The sequence below is a fragment of the Pseudolysinimonas sp. genome, assembly GCF_057350545.1.
Window position 1 is genome coordinate 1 of record NZ_JBMRCP010000013.1, and the last position, 13,803, is coordinate 13,803.

The 13,803-nt window shown below is 70.5% G+C and carries 15 protein-coding genes; 7 read left to right on the forward strand and 8 right to left on the reverse strand.

Annotated features, from left to right (window positions below):
* Both ACO1X9_RS01560 and ACO1X9_RS01565 read left to right on the forward strand, forming a co-directional pair.
* On the forward strand, positions 1 to 259 hold a 259-nt coding region (locus tag ACO1X9_RS01560; RefSeq protein ID WP_486349077.1), incomplete at its 5' end, for a hypothetical protein.
* A 13-nt stretch (positions 260 to 272) separates the two neighbouring features.
* The gene (locus tag ACO1X9_RS01565; protein WP_486349078.1) at positions 273 to 1,517 is read left to right on the forward strand and encodes an ROK family protein; all 1,245 of its coding nucleotides are present in this window, start codon (positions 273 to 275) and stop codon (positions 1,515 to 1,517) included.
* On the opposite strand, the gene ACO1X9_RS01570 is transcribed toward ACO1X9_RS01565, so the two are convergent.
* Positions 1,511 to 2,083, reverse strand: coding sequence for a dihydrofolate reductase family protein (locus ACO1X9_RS01570; protein WP_486349079.1), 573 nt, complete (start codon positions 2,081 to 2,083; stop codon positions 1,511 to 1,513). The two genes, ACO1X9_RS01565 and ACO1X9_RS01570, sit on opposite strands and share 7 nt — an antisense overlap.
* A 114-nt stretch (positions 2,084 to 2,197) precedes the next feature.
* Here ACO1X9_RS01570 and ACO1X9_RS01575 point away from each other — a divergent pair, with 114 nt between their 5' ends.
* Positions 2,198 to 2,950 carry a BglII/BstYI family type II restriction endonuclease gene (locus tag ACO1X9_RS01575; protein ID WP_486349080.1) on the forward strand — a complete coding sequence of 251 codons (753 nt, stop codon included), beginning with the start codon at positions 2,198 to 2,200 and terminating at the stop codon, positions 2,948 to 2,950.
* Between the two features lie 61 nt (positions 2,951 to 3,011).
* On the forward strand, positions 3,012 to 3,674 hold the full coding sequence (locus tag ACO1X9_RS01580; RefSeq protein ID WP_486349081.1) for an MT-A70 family methyltransferase: 663 nt from the start codon (positions 3,012 to 3,014) through the stop codon (positions 3,672 to 3,674).
* Here the strand turns inward: ACO1X9_RS01580 and ACO1X9_RS01585 are convergent.
* Positions 3,659 to 4,741 (reverse strand): sensor histidine kinase, encoded by a 1,083-nt coding sequence (locus ACO1X9_RS01585; protein WP_486349082.1) that lies wholly within the window; start codon positions 4,739 to 4,741, stop codon positions 3,659 to 3,661. The two genes, ACO1X9_RS01580 and ACO1X9_RS01585, sit on opposite strands and share 16 nt — an antisense overlap.
* The gene (locus ACO1X9_RS01590; protein ID WP_486349083.1) at positions 4,738 to 5,400 is read right to left on the reverse strand and encodes a response regulator transcription factor; all 663 of its coding nucleotides are present in this window, start codon (positions 5,398 to 5,400) and stop codon (positions 4,738 to 4,740) included. The genes ACO1X9_RS01585 and ACO1X9_RS01590 overlap by 4 nt, the downstream gene beginning before the upstream one ends.
* 86 nt (positions 5,401 to 5,486) lie before the next feature.
* Here ACO1X9_RS01590 and ACO1X9_RS01595 point away from each other — a divergent pair, with 86 nt between their 5' ends.
* The gene (locus tag ACO1X9_RS01595; RefSeq protein ID WP_486349084.1) at positions 5,487 to 6,107 is read left to right on the forward strand and encodes a M15 family metallopeptidase; all 621 of its coding nucleotides are present in this window, start codon (positions 5,487 to 5,489) and stop codon (positions 6,105 to 6,107) included.
* Positions 6,108 to 6,119: 12 nt separating this feature from the next.
* Here the strand turns inward: ACO1X9_RS01595 and arfA are convergent, their stop codons facing one another.
* The 3 genes from arfA to ACO1X9_RS01610 are packed head-to-tail and all read right to left on the reverse strand — an operon-like array spanning position 6,120 to position 9,454.
* Entirely contained in the window at positions 6,120 to 7,637 is a 1,518-nt protein-coding gene (arfA, locus tag ACO1X9_RS01600; protein WP_486349085.1) for an arabinosylfuranosidase ArfA, read from the reverse strand.
* A 24-nt stretch (positions 7,638 to 7,661) separates the two neighbouring features.
* Complete coding sequence (locus ACO1X9_RS01605) at positions 7,662 to 8,507, reverse strand: carbohydrate ABC transporter permease (protein WP_486349086.1); 846 nt, start codon at positions 8,505 to 8,507, stop codon at positions 7,662 to 7,664.
* Complete coding sequence (locus ACO1X9_RS01610; RefSeq protein WP_486349087.1) at positions 8,504 to 9,454, reverse strand: carbohydrate ABC transporter permease; 951 nt, start codon at positions 9,452 to 9,454, stop codon at positions 8,504 to 8,506. The genes ACO1X9_RS01605 and ACO1X9_RS01610 overlap by 4 nt, the downstream gene beginning before the upstream one ends.
* A gap of 191 nt (positions 9,455 to 9,645) precedes the next feature.
* Between ACO1X9_RS01610 and ACO1X9_RS01615 the strand changes: the two genes are divergently transcribed.
* Positions 9,646 to 10,899: an ABC transporter substrate-binding protein gene (locus tag ACO1X9_RS01615; protein WP_486349088.1), complete on the forward strand. Its 1,254-nt coding sequence runs from the start codon at positions 9,646 to 9,648 to the stop codon at positions 10,897 to 10,899.
* A 73-nt stretch (positions 10,900 to 10,972) separates the two neighbouring features.
* Positions 10,973 to 12,211 (forward strand): family 1 glycosylhydrolase, encoded by a 1,239-nt coding sequence (locus tag ACO1X9_RS01620; RefSeq protein ID WP_486349089.1) that lies wholly within the window; start codon positions 10,973 to 10,975, stop codon positions 12,209 to 12,211.
* Between the two features lie 12 nt (positions 12,212 to 12,223).
* On the opposite strand, the gene ACO1X9_RS01625 is transcribed toward ACO1X9_RS01620, so the two are convergent.
* Together ACO1X9_RS01625 and ACO1X9_RS01630 are read right to left on the reverse strand one after the other, a co-directional pair.
* Positions 12,224 to 13,228: a LacI family DNA-binding transcriptional regulator gene (locus tag ACO1X9_RS01625; protein ID WP_486349090.1), complete on the reverse strand. Its 1,005-nt coding sequence runs from the start codon at positions 13,226 to 13,228 to the stop codon at positions 12,224 to 12,226.
* 79 nt (positions 13,229 to 13,307) lie between these two features.
* Positions 13,308 to 13,649: a hypothetical protein gene (locus ACO1X9_RS01630; RefSeq protein WP_486349091.1), complete on the reverse strand. Its 342-nt coding sequence runs from the start codon at positions 13,647 to 13,649 to the stop codon at positions 13,308 to 13,310.
* Positions 13,650 to 13,803 lie beyond the last annotated feature (154 nt).

The window sequence follows — 13,803 nt, forward strand, 5'->3', positions numbered from 1 at the left end:
CCCCGGCGACCACGACCCCAACCCGTTCCAGCAGAGCCAGGACGGCCGGCCGTACCTCGACTCGGAGGTCGTCGTCGCGGCGCTCGCCGCGGGCGATTGGCTCGAGTTCGAGCTCGAGCGCGTCTCGGCCGCGGCGACGGTCGTGCGGGATGCGGCGGGCGAGCCGGTCGCCTGCCGCGTCGAGGCGACCCCGCGCGGGCTGCGCGTGACCGCCACCGAGGATGTGCGCCTCGCGACGATCCATCCGGGTGCGGGTTGATAGGTTTCCGACCATGAGCCCGCGCGCCGCCGCTGCGAGCCCCGCGAACGTGAGCGACGTGCGACGTCGCAACGTGTCCGAGGCGCTGCGCAGCGTCATCCGCGCGGGACGCACGACCCGTGCCACGCTCGCCGCGGAGTGCGGCGTCTCGGTCGCGTCGGCCACCAACCTCGTCGCGGACCTGATCGCCGAGGGACTCATCGTCGAAGCCGGGGTCGCATCGTCACGCGGGGGCCGCCCGGTGACGTTCCTGCAACCCGACCCCGCCGGGGCGTACTTCCTCGGAGCCGACGTCGGCGAGCGCGGCGTCGCGGTCGAGCTCTTCGACCTCGGCATGAACCGCGTCGACCGCGAGTTCCGTGGCGGCCGCACCGAGGAGCAGATCGAGACCATCGCGGCCGACCTCGATGCCGCCCTCGACGCCCTCGCGGAGCGCAATCCGGCGGCCTGGACCCGCGTGGTGGGCATCGGCCTCGCGCTTCCCGGCATCGTCGAGACGGATGCCGACGGCCGCCAGATCCTCTACGCACAGAGCCTCGGTTGGCCGCCCGTCGACACGGCTGAACTGATCAGCCGACCCTTGAGGATCTTCGCCGAGAACGGTGCGAAGACACAGGCGATGGCGGAGCTCTGGGACGGCGCCGCGCGCGGGCTCAGCGAAGCCCTCGTCGTACTGCTCGGCCGCGGCGTCGGCCTCGGCATCGTGAGCGGCGGCGAGCTCGCACGCGGGCTCACGAGCAGCGCCGGCGAGTGGGGCCACGTGAAGATCGAGCGCGGTGGCCGGCTCTGCCGCTGCGGCGGACGCGGGTGCGTCGAGGCGTACCTCGGTGCCGACGCGATCCTGGCGGCCTGGCGCGAGGCCGGGGGCACGCCCGACGGGTCGGGATGGCGTGCGGTCGGCGAGCTGCTCGACGCCGACCGCGAGGGCGACCCGGTCGCGGCGGCCGTCGTCGACGAGCTCGTCGCGACCCTCGGCTCCGCGCTCGGCGGTCTCGTCAACCTCACCAACCCCGAGCGCATCGTCATCGGCGGCTGGGTCGGCCTGCGGCTCATGGAGACACTGCAGCACCGCATCGAGGCGGCCACCCGCGCGGAGTCGCTCGAGCGTCCCGGCTCGCAGTTCGATCTGCGGGCCAGCACGTTCGGCGGCGACACCGTCGCCCTCGGCGCGGCGATCATGCCGCTCGAGGCGCTCATCGCCGACCCGCGACGCGAGTTCCTCCGCCCGCCGACCGGCGGCGGCTCCGGTCGTCAGTAGCTCACGTCGTAGACGACCTTGACGACACCGTTCGCGTAGGCGGCCGACTCCCGCAGCGCGAGCCGCTGCTCTCGCTGCGCGGACGGGAAGATCGTCTTGCCCGAGCCGAGCAGCGCGGGGAACACGAGCAGGTTGTAGCGGTCGACGAGGCCGGCCTCGGCGAGGCGCCGCGCGAGCTCGGCGCTGCCGTGGATGAACACGCCACCGCCGTCACCGGCGCGCAGGGCGGCGACGTCATCCGTCGACCGCAGGATCGTCGTCTCACCCCACCCGTCGAGCAGCGCATCTTCCTGCAGCGTCGTCGAGACGACGTACTTGGGAAGGTCGCGATACGCGGCGTGGTCCTCCGACTCGCGCCAGAACGGGGCGAACGCCTCGTAGCTGCGGCGGCCGAAGAGCAGCGCCGACGTGTCGGCGAGCTCCTCACCCTTCAGCGAGTACGCGTCGGCGTCGAACGGCGTGCGCATGACCCATCCGCCGTTCGGATGACCTTCCACCGCGCCGCCGGGCGAGTCGACGATCCCGTCGACGGTGATGAAGCCGGTGTAGACGATGTCGCGAGACATGGTTCCTCCTGCAGTCGGGGTCGCCTCTCGACCCTCTCAGTTGTACGTCGAACGGCGGGAGTGCCGATCGACACGTGTGCCGAGAGATTTTCGCCGGGCGGATAGCCTGCCGACATGGAGCTCACCTCGTCGTTCGAGTCCGTGATCCCCGCCGGGGTGCACGTCCGCTACCTGTGGCGCGAGACCCGCAACGCCGCCGCGGTGCTCCAGGCGTCGAACCCCGACCAGTTCGCCGACCTCCTCGCGGTGCTGGACGGCTTCAGCATCTACGACTCCGACATCCTCGTCGCGGGAGGCAACCGCGGGCAGATCGCCATCCGACTCGACGCCGCCTTCGCGGCGCGGGGCTGGGATGCCGTGCGCATCAACACCGTGTCTCGGCTGGAGGGTCGGCGCAAGTCGAAGAGCTTCAGCCGCGAGTACGACGACCACTTCCTCACGCAGGAGGTGCGCAACGAGGGCTTCGAGGTCGACAACATGAAGGGCCGCGTCGCGCTCGACGTCGAGTGGAACGCGAAGGACGGCAACCTCGACCGCGACCTCGCCGCCTATCGCGCGCTCTACGACCTCGGCCTCATCGACGTGGGCATCATCGTCACGCGCGACCACTACGCGATCCGCGACCTGGCCGGCACGACGCTCGGCAGCGAGGATGCCTTCCGCCGGCTCGGCACCACGACGACGACCAACATGGCCAAGCTCGAGCCGCGCCTCACGCGCGGGGATGCCGGCGGATGCCCGCTGCTCGGCATCGCGATCACGACCGCGACCTGGGCGGGGAGGGGCGTCGGAGCACCCCACGTCGAGGTCGACGACGACGTCGCGGAGCTGTTCGCGCTCGAGCAGGACGTCGATCCCGAGCCGTAGCCGCTCGACGTCGGCGGGCCGGAGCCGCGACGACGGAGGCCCCGGGTAGGGTTTTCCCATCATGGCCAACCCCCTTCGAGCAGACGTCCAACCGACACCCTTCGTGCCGCTGCCGACCGTCGCCGGAGGGTTCCAGACGGTGATGGCCGACCCGCCGTGGCGTTTCACGAACCGCACCGGCAAGGTCGCCCCCGAGCACCGCCGGCTCGACCGCTACGACACGATGGACCTCGAGGCGATCAAGGCACTGCCGGTCGCCGACCACGTCGCCGATAACGCGCACCTCTACCTGTGGGTGCCGAACGCGCTCCTGCCCGAGGGCATGGATGTCATGAAGGCCTGGGGTTTCCGCTACGTCTCCAACGTCGTGTGGGCCAAGCGTCGTGCCGACGGAGGCCCGGACGGTCGAGGTGTGGGCTTCTACTTCCGCAACGTCACCGAGCTCATCCTGTTCGGCGTGCGCGGCCGCATGCGCACGCTGCCGCCCGCGCGGTCGCAGGTGAACATGATCGAGACGCGGAAGCGCGAGCACTCCCGCAAGCCCGACGAGCAGTACTCGTTCATCGAGTCGTGCTCGCCCGGCCCGTACCTCGAGATGTTCGCCCGCCAGGCGCAGCCCGGCTGGCAGGTGTGGGGCAACGAGGCCGACGTGCCCGAGGTGCGCGGCAAGGTGCACCGCGGCTACCAGGGCGGCGAGATCAACGCCGCCTACGCGACGGCCTGACTCCTCCGCCCCCGCAGCCGCACGGTCGCGATGAGCCCCCCGCCGGGGCGCGGTGACAAGGAGACGGAGCCGTCGTGGGCGCGCACGATGCTCGCCACGATCGCGAGGCCGAGGCCCGTCCCGGCGTGATCGTCGGAGCCCGACCGCATCCGCTCCGCTCCGCGCTGGAAAGGCTCGCCCAGGGTCGCGAGCAACTCCGACGACAGCGGTGGACCGGTGTTCTCGATCACGAGTTCGCTCGCACCGTCGACCGCCGCGGTGCGCACCGACACCGTGCCGCTCGCCGCGACGTTGTGCACGATCGCGTTCTGCACGAGGTTCATCACGAGGTGCCGCAGCAGCTCGGGGTTGCCGAACGTCCACGCCGCCTCGCCGGTCACCTCGAGGCTGACGCCTCGCCGCTCGGCCGCCGGAAGAAGGGTCTCGCCCACGTCCTCGGCGAGGAGCGACAGGTCGACCTCCTCGTCGTCGGCGCCGCGGCGGTCGCTCCGGCTGAGCAGCAGCAGGGCGTCGGTGAGTCGGCTCGCGCGCGCGTTGACGTCGCGGAGCCGGGCGATGAGCTCGTCGACATCCCGATCGGGGTCGCGGGCGGCGACGTCGAGCAACGCCGCCGAGATCGCGAGCGGCGTGCGCAACTCGTGCGACGCGTTGGCGGCGAACCGACGCTGCTCGCCGACATGCGCCTCGAGCTGCTCGAGCATCGCGTCGAACTGATCGGCGAGCTCCCGGAACTCGTCGCGCGGCCCGTCGAGGCGGATGCGGTGGCTGAGCGAGCCGTCCGCTGCCTGCCGGGCGGCATCGCCGATGCGGTGGAGAGGTGCGAGCATCCGTCCAGCCAGGAGCCACCCGCCGACGAGCCCGACGACGACCAGGAAGCCGAGCATCGCCGCCGCCGGCGGGAGGAAGGCGCGCGCGAGGTCGGTGCGATCGGGGATGAACGGCCCGCCCGCCGAGATGTCCTCGGGCACGTAGCGCAGCAGGAACACCCCGACGACCGCGAACAGCCCGAGGCCCGCCACGAGCACGAGGCCCGCGTAACTCAAGGTGAGCTTCAGCCGCGCACTCACGGCGCGGCGATCCGGTAGCCGACGCCCGCGACCGTCTCGATGACGCGGGGCTCGCCGAGACGCTTGCGCAACGACGACACGGTGATGCGCACGGCGTTGGTGAACGGGTCGGCGTTCTCGTCCCACGCGCGCTCGAGCAGTTCCTCCGCGCTGATGACGCCGCCCTCCGCCGCCATCAGCACCTCGAGCACGGCGAACTGCTTGCGGGTCAGGGCGACGAACCGCCCCTCGCGGAACACCTCGCGGCGGAACGGGTCGAGCCGCAGGCCGGCGAGCTCCCGCACGGGCGGCCGGGGCTGCGTGCGCCGCCGGTCGAGGGCTCGCAGCCGCAGGGCGAGCTCCCGGAGCTCGAACGGCTTCGTGAGGTAGTCGTCGGCGCCGAGCTCGAAGCCAGACGCCTTGTCGTCGAGACGGTCGGCCGCGGTGAGCATCAGGATGGGCGTGCCCCGTCCCGAGGCGACGATGCGACGGGCCACCTCGTCGCCGCTCGGGCCCGGGATGTCGCGGTCGAGCACCGCGATGTCGTAGTCGGTGAGGTCGTACATCGCGAGCGCCGTCTCGCCGTCGCCCGCGACGTCGGCGGAGATCGCCTCGAGCCGCAGACCGTCGCGGATCGCGCCCGCGAGCAGGGGCTCGTCCTCGACGATCAGCACGCGCATGGTCCGAGCCTAGGCAGGCGGGGATATCGCGGGCATATGCGTTCCCGCATACGGCACGGCAACATCCGCTCGCCTTCGCTGGGGGCATGAACTCCCGCACGACCTACGCCCGGCGCCGTGTCACCGTCGTCGCGCTCTCGCTCCTCCTCGTCGCGGCCCTGGCCCTCGTCGGCAAGCTCGTCCTCGACGTGCTCGCCGGGGTGCCGACCGTGCCGCTCGCGGGCGGCGGCGGGTCGAGCGCGACCGGCCCGACGGCCGACGGCGAGATCGCGGACGGCGAGACGGTGCTCGTGACCGACGTGGGGCATCCTGCGCTCGCGAACCTCGACCCCGAGCTACTGGCCGCGATCCAGCGGGCCGCCGCGGACGCCGCGGCCGAGGACATCCCGTTCCGCGTGACGAGCGGCTGGCGCTCGCCCGAGTACCAGGCGCGTCTGCTCAGCGAGGCCGTGCAGGACTACGGCAGCGAAGAGGAGGCACGACGCTGGGTGGCGAGTCCCGAGACGTCGCTGCACGTGTCGGGCGACGCGATCGACATCGGCGACTTCGACGCGACCTACTGGCTCTCGCTCCACGGGGCGGCGTACGGCCTCTGCCAGACCTACGCCAACGAGCGGTGGCACTTCGAGCTTCGCCCCGAGGCGGCGACGGACGGATGCCCGGAGCAGTACCTCGACCCGACCGACGACCCGCGGATGACGTCGTAGCGGGGGTCGGCCTCAGCGGGTCTCGAACGTGACGACCGTCCACGAGACGGGCGGCAGCTCGATCGCCGCCGTGCGCCCCTCGACCCGCAGCGTCGCGTTCTCCCGCAGGCCGATCCGCTCGGGCTCGGCGAGCGTGTTCGCCGCATGGGGGTCGTCATCGGAGAGGGTCTGCGCGGTCGCGCGGACCACCGGACCGAGGCCGTCGAGGTCGACGTCGAGCGTGGTGGCGTCGGTCGTCGACCGGTTGACGACGAACACGCTCACCCGCCCGAGCTCCACGTCGTGGGTCGCCACGGCGGAGACGAGGGGAACCGACCCGTACGCCGCGGTGTCGTAGTCCTCGCACTCGACGCGCGTCGAGATCGTGCTGCCGGTCGCGAGTTGCGACGTGAGGGCGAACGGGAAGAACGTGGTCTGCTTCCACGAGATGCCGCCGGGCTCGGTCATGATCGGGGCGATCACGTTGACGAGCTGGGCGAGGGATGCGCTGCGCACCCGGTCGGCGTGCTTCAACAGCGAGATGAGCAGATCGCCGACCACGACGGCGTCCGCCACGGTGTAGACGTCTTCGAGGAGCCGCGGCGCGGTGGGCCAGTTGTCGACGCCGGTGATCTTGTCGACGTTCTCGAAGCGGGAGTTGTACCAGACGTTCCACTCGTCGAACGAGATGTTCACGTCGCGCGTGCTGCGGGTGACCGCCTTCACGTGGTCGATGGTGGCGACGACCGAGTCGATGAAGGCATCCATGTCGACGGCCGACGCGAGGAACCCGCCGAGGTCGCCGTCGCGCTCCTCGTAGTAGGCGTGGCAGGAGATGTAATCGACGTCGTCGAAGGTGTGGAGCAGCACGGTGCGCTCCCACTCGCCGAACGTCGGCATCGAGCGACTCGACGAGCCGCAGACGACGAGCTCGAGGTCGGGATCGAGGAACCGCATCGCTTTCGCGGTCTGGGCGGCGAGGCGACCGTACTCGTCCGCCGAGCGGTGGCCGAGCTGCCACGGGCCGTCCATCTCGTTGCCGAGGCACCACATCCGCACGCCGAACGGTCGCTCCCGTCCGTTCGCCGCCCGCTCGGCAGCCCTCGTCGTGCCCGAGGCGATGTTCGCGTACTCGAGCAGTTCGAGCGCCTCCGCGGTGCCGCGCGTGCCGAGGTTGAGGGCGAGCATGAGTTCGCTGCCGAGGCCCTCGAGCCACTCCGCGAACTCGTGCAGGCCCACCTGGTTGGTCTCGGTCGAATGCCAGGCGAGGTCGAGCCGTGTCGGTCGCGACTCGCGCGGCCCCACGCTGTCCTCCCAGCGGAAACCTGAGACGAAGTTGCCCCCGGGGTAGCGGATGGCCGAGACGCCGAGCTCCCGCACGAGGTCGGCGACGTCGGTGCGGAAGCCGGCGGCGTCGGCCAGCGGGTGGCCGGGTTCGTAGATGCCGTCGTAGACCGAACGGCCGAGGTGCTCGACGAACGAGCCGAAGAGGCGGCGCTCGACCGTGCCCACCGGGAAGTGGACGTCGAGGAACAGGTTCGCGTGCGACATGGAGTCTTTCTGGGATCGGTGCGGCTACTTGAGCCCGGAACTCGCGACGCTCGCGACGAAGCGCCGTTGGAGGAAGAGGAACAGCACCGCGAGCGGCAGGAGGGCGACGAGCGCGCCGGCCATCATGACGCCGTAGGGGATGATGCCGCCGGGCCCCGTCAGCAGGGTGAGTCCGGAGGTGAGGGTGCCCATCTCCTGGTCGTTCGTCATGACGAGCGGCCAGAGCAGGTCGTTCCAGTTGTTGACGAAGATGTAGACCCCGAGGGTGACGAGGGCGGGGACGGCGTTGGGCAGCACGATGCTGCGGAAGATGCGGAACTCGCTCGCCCCGTCGATGCGCGCGGCACTGTCGAGGTCGCGCGGGAGTGACAGGAAGAACTGGCGCAGGAAGAAGATGCCGAACGCGTCGGCGGCGCGCGGAGCGATCATCCCGGCGTAGGTGTTCACCCAGCCCAGGTCGGCGACGAGCTGGTAGACGGGCACGAGCGTCGCCTGGAACGGGATCATGAGGCTCGCGATGATCGCGACGAGCAGGATGCGGTTGCCACGGAAGTCGATGCGGGCGAGCACGTACGCGGCGAGCGAGTCGAACGCGAGCGCGATGACGGTCACCCCGCCGGCGAAGACGAAGCTGTTGAGCACGAGTCGCGCGAACGGCAGCTCTTCGAAGATGCGCGTGAAGTTGCCGAACGTCCACTCCGCCGGCAGCAGCGTCGGCGGAAAGGCGTTGACCTCGGCGACCGGCTTGAAGGCGGTGAAGGCGACGATGGCGATCGGCAGCAGTGTGAGAGCGGCGACCATGACGAGCGCGATCAGCAGCAGCACCCCGCCGAGGCGGGAGCGCGCGGCGCGTCCGGTGAGCGTGCTCATGAGGCGGCATCCCGTGCTCGGCGACTGGACAGGGCGAACTGGACGAGGCCCAGCAGGAGCGTCGCGATGAGCAGCACGTAGGAGAGTGCCGAGGCGAAGCCGAGCTGGAGGTCCTGGAAGCCGGACTCGTAGACCTGCATGACGACCGTCTGCGTGGAACGGTACGGCCCGCCTCCGGTCAGCACGTAGATCTGGTCGAACGCCTGGAGCGCGGCGATGGTCGCGACGACGATCACGAAACCGGTCGTGTTGCCGAGCAGCGGCACGGTGATGTGGCGGAAGCGCGACCACGGTCCGGCGCCGTCGACGGTCGCGGCCTCGTACAGGCTCGTCGGGATGTCTTGGAGACCGGCGAGGAACACGATCATGTAGAAGGGGAAGCTCTTCCAGACGGCGATGAGCGCGACCGCCGGCATCGCGAGGGCCGGGTCGGTGAAGACGTTCCCGAGCGGGATGCCCCCTCCCTGCAGCCAGTAGGCGAGGAGCCCGACCTGCGGATCGAGGAGGTATTGCCAGGCGAATGCCGCGACCGCCATCGAGACGATGAAGGGCAGGAAGAGCGCCGTGCGGAGGGCGCCGCGGAGCGGGAGCCGCGGGTGGTTGAGCGCGAGCGCGAGGGCGAGCGCGAGCAGCACCGCCGCGGGCGTGAAGATCGCCGCGTACAGGGCCGTGTTGCCCATCGCCCGGAGGATGCCGGCGTCGGTGACGATCTCGACGTAGTTGTCGAGACCGACGAAGTCGGAGCGCCCGAAACCGCTCGCGTCGGTGAACGACAGTGCGAGCGCCGAGATCATCGGCCAGAACACGAAGGCGCCCAGGATCGTCATCGCCGGAAGCAGGAACGCGACGACGATGAGGCGTCGGCGCCCGCGTCCGGTCAGGGGTCCGGAGCCGCCGAGGCGCGCGGGAGTGCGGTGGGCTCGGGTGCTCGGGGCCGTTGCGGTCACGTCGTCATCACCTCCTTTGCTTACAACGTTGTAGAGACCTTAGAAAGGGCGACTTCCGGCTGTCAAGACGCGCTTGACAACGTCGCAACCCTCGATCAATATGACACTACAACGTTTACTACATCGTTGTACACGAGCGGGCCTTCCCACCCGCTTCGACGACAATGCAGTCGATAGGAGAAGACGCACCCATGAGAAAGTTCTTCACATCGGCGGCCGTGGCGACGGCCGTCGTGCTCACAGCAGCCGGCTGCGCGGCGCCCGGCGGCTCCGGCGACGGTCCGATCGAGCTCGAGTTCTGGCACGGCTACACGGAGGCCGACGGCAAGGTCCTCGACCAGCTCGTCGCCGACTTCAACGAGTCGCAGGACGAGATCGAGATCACGCCGATCACCAAGCCGTGGGCGACCCTGCTCGACACCGTGCTCCCGGCGCTCTCCGCCGACGAGGGGCCCGAGCTCCTCGCTCTCCCGGTGGAGCACATCCCCGTGTACGCCGACCGCGGCGCCCTGCACCCCCTCGACGACTGGTACGAGGCGTCGGACAGCGCCGGTGCGCTCAACGAGCAGGCCGTCGCCACCGGCACCGTCGCCGGCGAGCGCTACGCCGTGCCGTTGAGCTTCACCCCGCTCTCGATGTTCTACAACCAGGCCCTGTTCGACGCCGCCGGCGTCGAAGTGCCCACGACCTGGGAAGAGTGGGTCGACGCCGCCGCGGCGCTGACCATCGACTCCAACGGTGACGGCACGCCCGAGCAGTACGGACTCGCGCTGCAGGACCACCAGACGGTCGGCAACGGCGTCTGGATGTCGCTGCTCAAGAGCGGCGGCGGTGACGTCGTGACCGCCGATGGCGAAGTCGTCGTCGACTCGCCCGAGAACGCGGAGACGCTCGAGTTCTGGGCCGACGCGCTCGCCACCGACAAGATCTCGCCGACCGGTCTCACCGGCGTCGACGGCGACGGGCTGTTCAGCGCGGGCAAGGCCGCGATGACCTTCGGCGGCCCGTGGATGGCCTCGGTCTCCGAGGGTGCCGGCATCGACTACGGCATCGCCGCGCTCCCCGCGGGGCCGGACGGCATCGCCGCCTCGGCTCTCGCCGTCGACGTCACGGTGACGTCGCAGGCGACCGAGGAGGAGAAGGCTGCGGCGCAGACGTTCTTCGACTGGTTCTACGGACAGGAGAACATGGTCACGTGGTCGCTCGCCTCCGGCTGGCCTCCGCTCACGACCGACGTGACGGCGGACCAGGTCTCCGAGAACCCCGTCGTGGCCGCCCTCACGGAGCAGTCGCAGTACGGCGTCGCGCTGCTGCCGGGTGTCATCCCGTCGACCGACGTGCTCGTCGCGCTCGACACGCTGACGCAGAAGGCCATGGCGGGCGAGGACATCGCCGCACTGCTGGCCGAGGCGCAGTCCGAGATGGAAGCGATCCTCGCCGGTTGATCCACGGGTGCCCCGCGGTCGGCGTCGTGCGCGACCGCGGGGCACTCCCACGCCCCACCTGAGACGGAGAACGATGACCTCCCCCGCCTGGTACGCCGACGGCCGACTGCGTTTCGCCGTCGGCGTCGAAGACACCTTCATCCCGCAGACGCGTCCCGGCGAGCGCGCGCTCGACGAGTACGACCTCATGCAGCACTACCGCTTCTGGGAGGAGGACCTCGCGCACTGCGCCGAGGTGGGCGCAGACCAGGTGCGGTGGGGCATCCCCTGGTACCGCATCGAGCCGGAGCGCGGTCGCTTCGACTGGTCGTGGCTCGACCGGGTCGTCGACTCGTTCGAGGAGCAGGGCCTCGCGCTCGTCGCCGACCTCCTGCACTACGGCACGCCGCTCTGGCTCGAGGGGGAGTTCGCGAACCCCGACTACCCCCGGCGCATCGCCGAGTACGCGGCAGCCGTGGCACAGCGCTACGAGGGCCGCATCCGGCACTACACCCCGGCCAACGAGCCGCTCCTCAACGCGATGTACTGCGGCGAGTTCGGCCACTGGCCTCCGTACCTCTCCGGTGACCGCGGCTTCACGACGCTCCTGCGGGCGCTGTCGAAGGGGATCGTCGAGACGCAGTCCGCGATCGCCGCCGCCGACCCGACGGCCGACTTCGTGCACGTCGAGGCCTCGTTCCGCTTCACCGGCGACCTCGAGGCGCATCGCGACACGCACGCGCACCTCGCCGAGCGGGCGTATATCGTGCAAGACCTCGTGACGGGGCGCGTGGGTCCCGAGCATCCACTCGTGCCGTACCTGCTCGAGCACGGCTTCACCGACGACGACCTCACGTGGGCGCGCGAGAACACCGCGCAGCCCGACGTCGTCGGGGTCAACTACTACCCGCAGCACTCCACCGAGATCTTCGAAGCCGGTGTCGAGCTCGGCGGCGGCCCCGGGGCGCTGCGGCCGCGCTTCGACGCGGGAACCGAGGGGCTCAAGGACGTGCTGCGAACGTTCGCCGCGCGGTACGGCAAGCCCGTCCACCTCACCGAGACCAGCTACACGGGCACGGTCGAGGAGCGGATCGCGTGGCTCGACGCCTCCGTCGCCGCGGTGCACGAGCTGCGGGCCGAGGGCGTCGACGTCGTGGGCTACACCTGGTGGTGCATCACCGACATGGTCGAGTGGACCTACCGGCACAGCACGCGACCGCCGATGGACCACCGGCTGCGGATGGGCCTGTGGGATCTCGAGGAGGATGCCGAGGGTGTGCTGCGGCGACGGCGGAACCCCGTCGCCGACCGCTTCGCGCACCACGCACGCTGAGGCGTCTTCTCGTCAGACCGACTCGCGCTCGATGATCGCGAAGTCGGCGAGCACCTGTTCGACCGGGGCGGGGTCGCCCGTCTCGCGGATGCGGGCGACCAGGATGTCCACCGCCCGACTCGCGATCTCGGCCCGGCCCGGGTCGATCGTCGTCAGGCTCGGCACGGCGTACTGAGCCTCTTCGATGTTGTCGAACCCGATGACGGCGACGTCGCGCGGCACGGCGAGCCCGGCCTCCTGGAGGACGCGCATCGACCCGAGCGCGAGCGCGTCGTTGAGTCCGAAGACGGCGTCGAACTCGACGCCGGCCGCGATGAGCCCGCGGGTGACCTCGGCCCCGTTCGCGCGGTGCCACAGCGTCGTGTCGCCGAGGAGAGCCGGGTCGAAGGGGATGCCGGCCGCGTCGAGCGCCTCGCGATAGCCCTGAACCCGCAGCGCAGCGGAGCCGACGACCTCGCCGTCGTGGGAGCCGATGACGGCGATGCGCCGCCGCCCGGAGGCGATGAGCGCGGCGGTGGCCGCCCGAGCCGCTTCGACGTTGCGCATCGTCACGTGGTCGACGGGTCCGCCGAAGATGCGCTCGCCGAGCAGAACCAGCGGGTAGCCCACCTCGAGCAGGGCGGCGTCGTCTTGGCCCATGCCGAGCGGACTGAAGATGATGCCGTCGGCGAGCATCGCGCGCGGGCTGGTCAGGGTGGCGAGTTCGCGGTCGCGCTCCCCACCCGTCTTCTCGATCTGCACGACGAGCCCGTGCTCCTCGGCGCGCGCGATGACGGCGTCGGCGAGTTCCGCGAAGTAGCTCAGGCTCAGCTCGGGGAGCACGAGCCCGATGACCCCGCTGCGCCCGGATCGCAGACTGCGCGCGGAGAGGTTCGGTTGATAGCTGAGCTCCGCGATCGCGACCTTCACGCGCTCGCGCGTCTCAGGGCGCACGTTGGGGTGGTCGTTGACGACGTTCGAGACCGTCTTGATCGAGACGCCCGCGAGTTTGGCGACATCGTGGAGGGTGGCGGCCACGGCGCTCCCTCCCAGTCGCCGCGAGTCTACAACGTTGTGAAGGGTCGGATCAGCGCCGCCGTTCCGGCGGGAGAACGCGTCAGGCGGAGCCGTCGTGCGACTCGCCCTCGGCGTCGCGGCGATCGCGGAAGTCGATGAGGGCGATGACGGCGTCCTGCCAATCGCCCCAGCTGGCCCCGATGCCGAAGCCGTCGTGGTGCGGATCGCGGATGCGCCACGTGAGCGGGGTCTGCACGTCGGTGAGGTCGCGCTCGAGGCAGCCGAGGAGTCGCGCGCCGGCGAGGACGTCCCAGCCTTGGCCGTTGGGGACGAGGTCGTAGGACACGCCCTTGTACAGCCAGATCGAGGGCGGGACGTCGGTGGCCGCGAGGTCGCCGCGGGCGATGGAGTCGAAGGAGGCGGGGTGGTTCTCGAGAGACATCGTGGTTCACGATCTGCTGCGCTCGGGACGCCCAGCGGGTTCAGGCGGCGGGTGCCGCGACCTCGAGTTTAGATCTGTCTCACCGAATTACCTAATTTTGTTTGCTAAATCACTAAGGGATCGGGGTCGTCTGGGAGTAGGCTGAGCCCGATCG

Coding starts and splice junctions, on each gene's coding strand:
- ACO1X9_RS01565 (WP_486349078.1), top strand. CDS start 273: ATGAGCCCGCGCGCCGCCGCTGCGAGCCCCGCGAACGTGAGCGACGTG.
- ACO1X9_RS01570 (WP_486349079.1), bottom strand. CDS start 2,083: ATGTCTCGCGACATCGTCTACACCGGCTTCATCACCGTCGACGGGATC.
- ACO1X9_RS01575 (WP_486349080.1), top strand. CDS start 2,198: ATGGAGCTCACCTCGTCGTTCGAGTCCGTGATCCCCGCCGGGGTGCAC.
- ACO1X9_RS01580 (WP_486349081.1), top strand. CDS start 3,012: ATGGCCAACCCCCTTCGAGCAGACGTCCAACCGACACCCTTCGTGCCG.
- ACO1X9_RS01590 (WP_486349083.1), bottom strand. CDS start 5,400: ATGCGCGTGCTGATCGTCGAGGACGAGCCCCTGCTCGCGGGCGCGATC.
- ACO1X9_RS01595 (WP_486349084.1), top strand. CDS start 5,487: ATGAACTCCCGCACGACCTACGCCCGGCGCCGTGTCACCGTCGTCGCG.
- arfA (WP_486349085.1), bottom strand. CDS start 7,637: ATGTCGCACGCGAACCTGTTCCTCGACGTCCACTTCCCGGTGGGCACG.
- ACO1X9_RS01605 (WP_486349086.1), bottom strand. CDS start 8,507: ATGAGCACGCTCACCGGACGCGCCGCGCGCTCCCGCCTCGGCGGGGTG.
- ACO1X9_RS01615 (WP_486349088.1), top strand. CDS start 9,646: ATGAGAAAGTTCTTCACATCGGCGGCCGTGGCGACGGCCGTCGTGCTC.
- ACO1X9_RS01620 (WP_486349089.1), top strand. CDS start 10,973: ATGACCTCCCCCGCCTGGTACGCCGACGGCCGACTGCGTTTCGCCGTC.
- ACO1X9_RS01630 (WP_486349091.1), bottom strand. CDS start 13,649: ATGTCTCTCGAGAACCACCCCGCCTCCTTCGACTCCATCGCCCGCGGC.